We start from the raw sequence: 5103 nt of genomic DNA on the forward strand, positions 1-5103 counted from the left end.
CCCACTCGATCATTGAGCCCCCCTAGCCCCCCAATTTTGGGGGGAACAAAACTCTTAAAGTCCCCACTCGATCATTGAGCCCCCCTAGCCCCCCAATTTTGGGGGGAACAAAACTCTTAAAGTCCCCACTCGATCATTGAGCCCCCCTAGCCCCCCAATTTTGGGGGGAACAAAACTCTTAAAGTCCCCCCCGGTGCGCTTTCCAATGGGCGAGTAAATCGCCCTTGGGTCGCACCGCAAAGTTGGGGGATTTAGGGGGCTGGCCCAAAATCAGAGGATCGCGCATTCATACTTCAATTCAGCGAGTAGCAGGAAAACTACCACCCACAAAGTGAATATCACTAAAGGTTTCAATCCACAAACGAGCACCACAATCGAGTGGATTATCTGGGTTATAGACAATCTTACATGGACCAAGGATTTCCACTTCGTTGCCGTAGATATTGCTACCACTGCGTTTTACTGAAATCACTGGCTTGCGGTCTTGAGGGCTTTTCTTGATATTAGATCCTATGTGATTGCGATTAACATTAATCTTAGCTAGAGCGGGAGGACGACTAGTGCGCCATTTCCCCTTCGGTCCACGAGTACCTTTGGTAATTTGTGGCAAATGGTTGAACAGGGGAATAATCCAGAATTTCCCAGTTTTATAGGCACCCCGCACCCGACCCTTCTCTAGAAGTTGGCGCAATCGTCGAGAAGAAATTCCTAATAGAGATGCTGCTTCAGTAGTTCCAACGCACTTGTTCATGAGTGGGGTCTCTTTTAACTCTTCCTATAATACTAGTTTAATAGAAAAAATAAAAATTGGCCATGTGAGGGAGCAGGGAGCAGGTAATAGGTATAAAAGTGTGTTAAGCGTGGAAAGGGTGGGTAGCAAGTCAACTGCTGTGGTTTCCACTATTAGCGATTACGTCAATATCAGAATAGTTAGGAAATCAGGCAGAAAGAGAGTAGGGATTAAAGTGTGGTAAGTGTGGAGAGGGTGGGTGTCAAGTCAAGTGGTGTGGTTTGGAGTATTAGCGACTGCGTCAATATCGGAATAGTTAGAAAATGGGGAATCGGGAATGCGATCGCAAATAACCTAACTTTGGAGCGAGGGAACAGGGAATAGGGATGAAAGCAGCTAAAGTGTGGTAAGTGTGGAGAGGGTGGGGGTCAAGTTAAGTGGTGTGGTTTCGAGTATTAGCGACTGCGTCAATATCGGAATAGTTAGGAAATCGAGAATCGGGAATGCGATCGCAAATATCCTAACTTTGGAACAAGCGGAAGAGTCTAGCCTACAGTCAATCTTGTATGGGATCACATATAAATGCGCTCCCATTTTATTGTGTGACCTGCTCCTGACAATTGTTTGAATCCCTGAAGTAAAACTATTCCGGTAACTGTATTGATTAGTTGGAATTTTCTGTTCGCGAGCTGCTGCTGATATTGGAGATATCATGAATGCGTTCCATAGAGTGACCAAAGGTCAATCGCAGAAATGAGATTGGCAGGTTAGGGATTTTCACCGTCGGGGATGGATCGGATGAGGCGGGGTTCCGGATGGAGTGCGATCGCTTTAGCTTTTATAGCCAAAATCTAAAGCTATAGTGACAGTATATTTCCTAGTTTCTTTAATTGATTTTTTTAAAGATGCTTTGAGCTGCGTAAAACTTTCCGGTATTACTAAACTTGCTGCTACATTCAGGCTTGTTTCTACTTGACTAAACAAATTTATATTTTGTTTAAATTTTAAGTCTTTATTGAACTGGCGATTATTGATTATAAAGCTAATATCTGCGTCTTTTTCTAAAGAGTATTTCTTGACATATTCTTTAACAAGATCTAGATTAGGAGGTTCCTTTTTAAGCTCCATTTTAGCATGATTTTCTAATTCCTTTTTCTTGTCTCTAGAAATTTTTGCACTTAAATATAAATTATAAATAAGACCCAAAATCTTTGCTTTAACATTAGTCTCTTCTGCAAAATTCGTAACATCAGTAATCTTTAAATCAATACTTGTAGCACCTAAATAATTACAGATTGTTATATAGTGATACCACTTGGGAAGAACTACCTTATTTTCAACTTTATCTGCCAAAAAGTATTTCATCGGATCTTCAGAACTTTGAACAAGAATATTTCCATTATCAAGAATATTCTCATGATCTAGCTTTTTCAAAAAACTAATTGTTTCTGGATCTTGATAGTTTTCTATTAAGTTATCCATTAGCCAAGTTTGATCATTTGTTTGAATTGATTGGTAGAATTTATCATAGTTTTTATCATTCCTGATCTGTTCGATTTTATCGCCAGGTAAAACAATAATAACTCGCCGTTCGTTTGCGGAAGGAATTTTTTTTGGGTATGGTTCATATCCAACTGGCATTACCAATCTTCCTCGTTTAAAATAATCAATATACCATTGCTTATAGAAATAATACAACTTGGTAAAATGAGATTAGTTGTATTCAAAAATGAGCTGATTAACCAAGCAATAAATATTGGATTAAGTAAAAAAATAATAGATTGAATTATGGGAAATACAAATCTTTTCCATTTTGTTTGTAAGTATATACCAAGTAGTTGTTTTTTTATGGTGTTAAGCTGTAAATCATAAATTGTACGATCAAGGTTTTTTGAAAATTCTTCAACTCTATTAGAAATATAAAATAGCCAGTCTTGAACTGTATATCCATTTTTAAAAACAGGAATTTTTCCATAAATACCAATAATTGCAGGACGATTGGTAATATCAAATTCTTGAGTAACAGTTTCAATATAAAACTCAAAATTACTGTAAAAAAAATCAATCCTCTCTTTGTTAAATACTTTAAAGTTAGACAATTTTAATTTATCAATACGATTCATAACTAATTTACCTTCAGTATCAAATAGTTTAATTTCTCTTAAGTTTGTTACAAGTATACCAGGAGTATCTTTAACAAGTAAATCTGAAGTATCTTTTTGGTAGTTAGGTACAAAGTAGTAGAGTGATATCATATTGATTAACTGGTTTACATTAACTTCTGAAGTATATCTATGATTAATTGATTAGCCAATTTCCCTGAAACAAGACTACCCACAATCCAATCCGCGTTTTTGACAATTTGAGCATTATTGATAACTGTGTTTAGTCTATCTTTAAAATTTCTCAAATACGAATTGCTGAAGTCACTATCTGAGAAACTAGGTACTCCGCATTCTATTGGATTAACGTTCACCATATCTTTTCCTGGTAAAACACCAAAATAATTACCTACTATAATAAAATTATTTTTTTTTCCCCAATCATCAAAATGTTTAAAATCATGCTTAATAGCAGCTATATATCGTTGTTTTTTTGATTTATTAACAAAATTATCAAACTGATCAACCACCAAAATATATTCACTTCTGACAACATAAATAATATATTCTACTTTTTTAAAAACCTCTTTTTTAACATTATAGTTATTCCTGTCTCCAGCAATATCATCAATATAAGAAAAGGCAATTTTTTTGTTAGCTCTATTTTCTTTGATTACTACTCTTCGGTGTCGTTCACGTTTTGATGTAGGTTTGACATCTTTTACCAACTCACAATCTAGCATAAGTTTACGTAAAGTTGATTTACCACTATCATCAACACCAAGAATTCCAAGCTTTTTACCAAAAAACCAAGGTATAGTTCCATTGAAATAATTTAATTCTTCTGTATCCCATTCCCATTTCATAAGAGTAATTGAAGCTTCTTTAGTTTAATTTTATAACAATATTTTTTTATAAATGTTCATAACTGACATATCGCAATAAAATTTAATAAATTTTGTGAGCATGCCCGATGCCTGCTACTCAGTCATAGAGTAGAGGAGTTTTGCAATTATCCAATAGGAGCACTAGGGGAACGCTGGAACTGATGTGGGAATGCGATCACATGTAACCACTATAAGCACCTACACAAAATAAATTACCTACTCTGAATCTCTGTAACCCTTACATTGTAAGGCTTTGATTTTTGTAAAATGTGCAATTAATTTTGTGCACCTGCTTATAATAGTTTGAAACTAGTGGGGATGAGGGATTAAATGACAACTATATAGTTGGTTGCTTGAGATTTAGACTGATGTTATCTGTAGGAGCATAGGGGGTTGGTAGTGAGGGAAGAAATGGGCGGGGGAGAGTGAGGGTTTTTGCGATCGCAGCCGGTTTGTTTATATGCTTGAACCTAGGAATGTTACCAGGTAAAAATTCATATTCCTTATTACTGACATCAATGGCTTGCTCAAAATACACTCAATAACGAGTAAATTATATTATTACAGCCATCAAAAACTATTTATTAAACCATATTGGATATCATGCTGGAGGTATTTCTGGCGCAACTTATTACTCATGGCAAACTGATACCCCGAGTTTCTAGAGCAAATAAAACAGGCTAATCATCAATCTTCAACTGCTGGAACGCCCAATAATTAAATTGATAATTTTGAATAGTCACCAAGCCCTTAACCCCCTCAGCGAGTAGCAGGAAAACTACCACCCACAAAGTGAATATCACTAAAGGTTTCAATCCACAAACGAGCACCACAATCGAGTGGATTATCTGGGTTATAGACAATCTTACATGGACCAAGGATTTCCACTTCGTTGCCGTAGATATTGCTACCACTGCGTTTTACTGAAATCACTGGCTTGCGGTCTTGAGGGCTTTTCTTGATATTAGATCCTATGTGATTGCGATTAACATTAATCTTAGCTAGAGCGGGAGGACGACTAGTGCGCCATTTCCCCTTCGGTCCACGAGTACCTTTGGTAATTTGTGGCAAATGGTTGAACAGGGGAATAATCCAGAATTTCCCAGTTTTATAGGCACCCCGCACCCGACCCTTCTCTAGAAGTTGGCGCAATCGTCGAGAAGAAATTCCTAATAGAGATGCTGCTTCAGTAGTTCCAACGCACTTGTTCATGAGTGGGGTCTCTTTTAACTCTTCCTATAATACTAGTTTAATAGAAAAAATAAAAATTGGCCATGTGAGGGAGCAGGGAGCAGGTAATAGGTATAAAAGTGTGTTAAGCGTGGAAAGGGTGGGTAGCAAGTCAACTGCTGTGGTTTCCACTATTAGCGATTACGTCAATATC

The 5103-nt window shown here is 36.9% G+C and carries 6 protein-coding genes; 1 reads left to right on the forward strand and 5 read right to left on the reverse strand.

Translation table 11 applies throughout. The features are described 5' to 3' along the window. Positions 1 to 298 precede the first annotated feature (298 nt). A complete protein-coding gene (locus F6K20_RS14400; RefSeq protein WP_008187390.1) occupies positions 299 to 751 on the reverse strand; it encodes a MerR family transcriptional regulator in 453 nt (150 codons plus the stop codon). A gap of 216 nt (positions 752 to 967) precedes the next feature. On the opposite strand from F6K20_RS14400, the gene F6K20_RS14405 reads away from it, so the two are divergent. Beyond that, complete coding sequence (locus F6K20_RS14405) at positions 968 to 1114, forward strand: hypothetical protein (protein ID WP_154659864.1); 147 nt, start codon at positions 968 to 970, stop codon at positions 1112 to 1114. 447 nt (positions 1115 to 1561) lie between these two features. On the opposite strand, the gene F6K20_RS14410 is transcribed toward F6K20_RS14405, so the two are convergent. The 4 genes from F6K20_RS14410 to F6K20_RS14425 all read right to left on the reverse strand — a co-directional run bounded on the left by F6K20_RS14410 (position 1562) and on the right by F6K20_RS14425 (position 4931). Continuing rightward, entirely contained in the window at positions 1562 to 2371 is an 810-nt protein-coding gene (locus F6K20_RS14410; protein WP_008187399.1) for a hypothetical protein, read from the reverse strand. Next, complete coding sequence (locus F6K20_RS14415) at positions 2371 to 2985, reverse strand: hypothetical protein (RefSeq protein WP_008187397.1); 615 nt, start codon at positions 2983 to 2985, stop codon at positions 2371 to 2373. The genes F6K20_RS14410 and F6K20_RS14415 overlap by 1 nt, the downstream gene beginning before the upstream one ends. 14 nt (positions 2986 to 2999) lie before the next feature. Further along, positions 3000 to 3698 (reverse strand): hypothetical protein, encoded by a 699-nt coding sequence (locus tag F6K20_RS14420; protein WP_008187395.1) that lies wholly within the window; start codon positions 3696 to 3698, stop codon positions 3000 to 3002. A 780-nt stretch (positions 3699 to 4478) separates the two neighbouring features. Continuing rightward, on the reverse strand, positions 4479 to 4931 hold the full coding sequence (locus tag F6K20_RS14425) for a MerR family transcriptional regulator (RefSeq protein WP_008187390.1): 453 nt from the start codon (positions 4929 to 4931) through the stop codon (positions 4479 to 4481). Positions 4932 to 5103: the final 172 nt, after the last annotated feature.

The sequence above is a fragment of the Moorena sp. SIO2C4 genome (assembly GCF_010672485.1).
Classification (GTDB): Bacteria; Cyanobacteriota; Cyanobacteriia; order Cyanobacteriales; family Coleofasciculaceae; genus Moorena; species Moorena producens.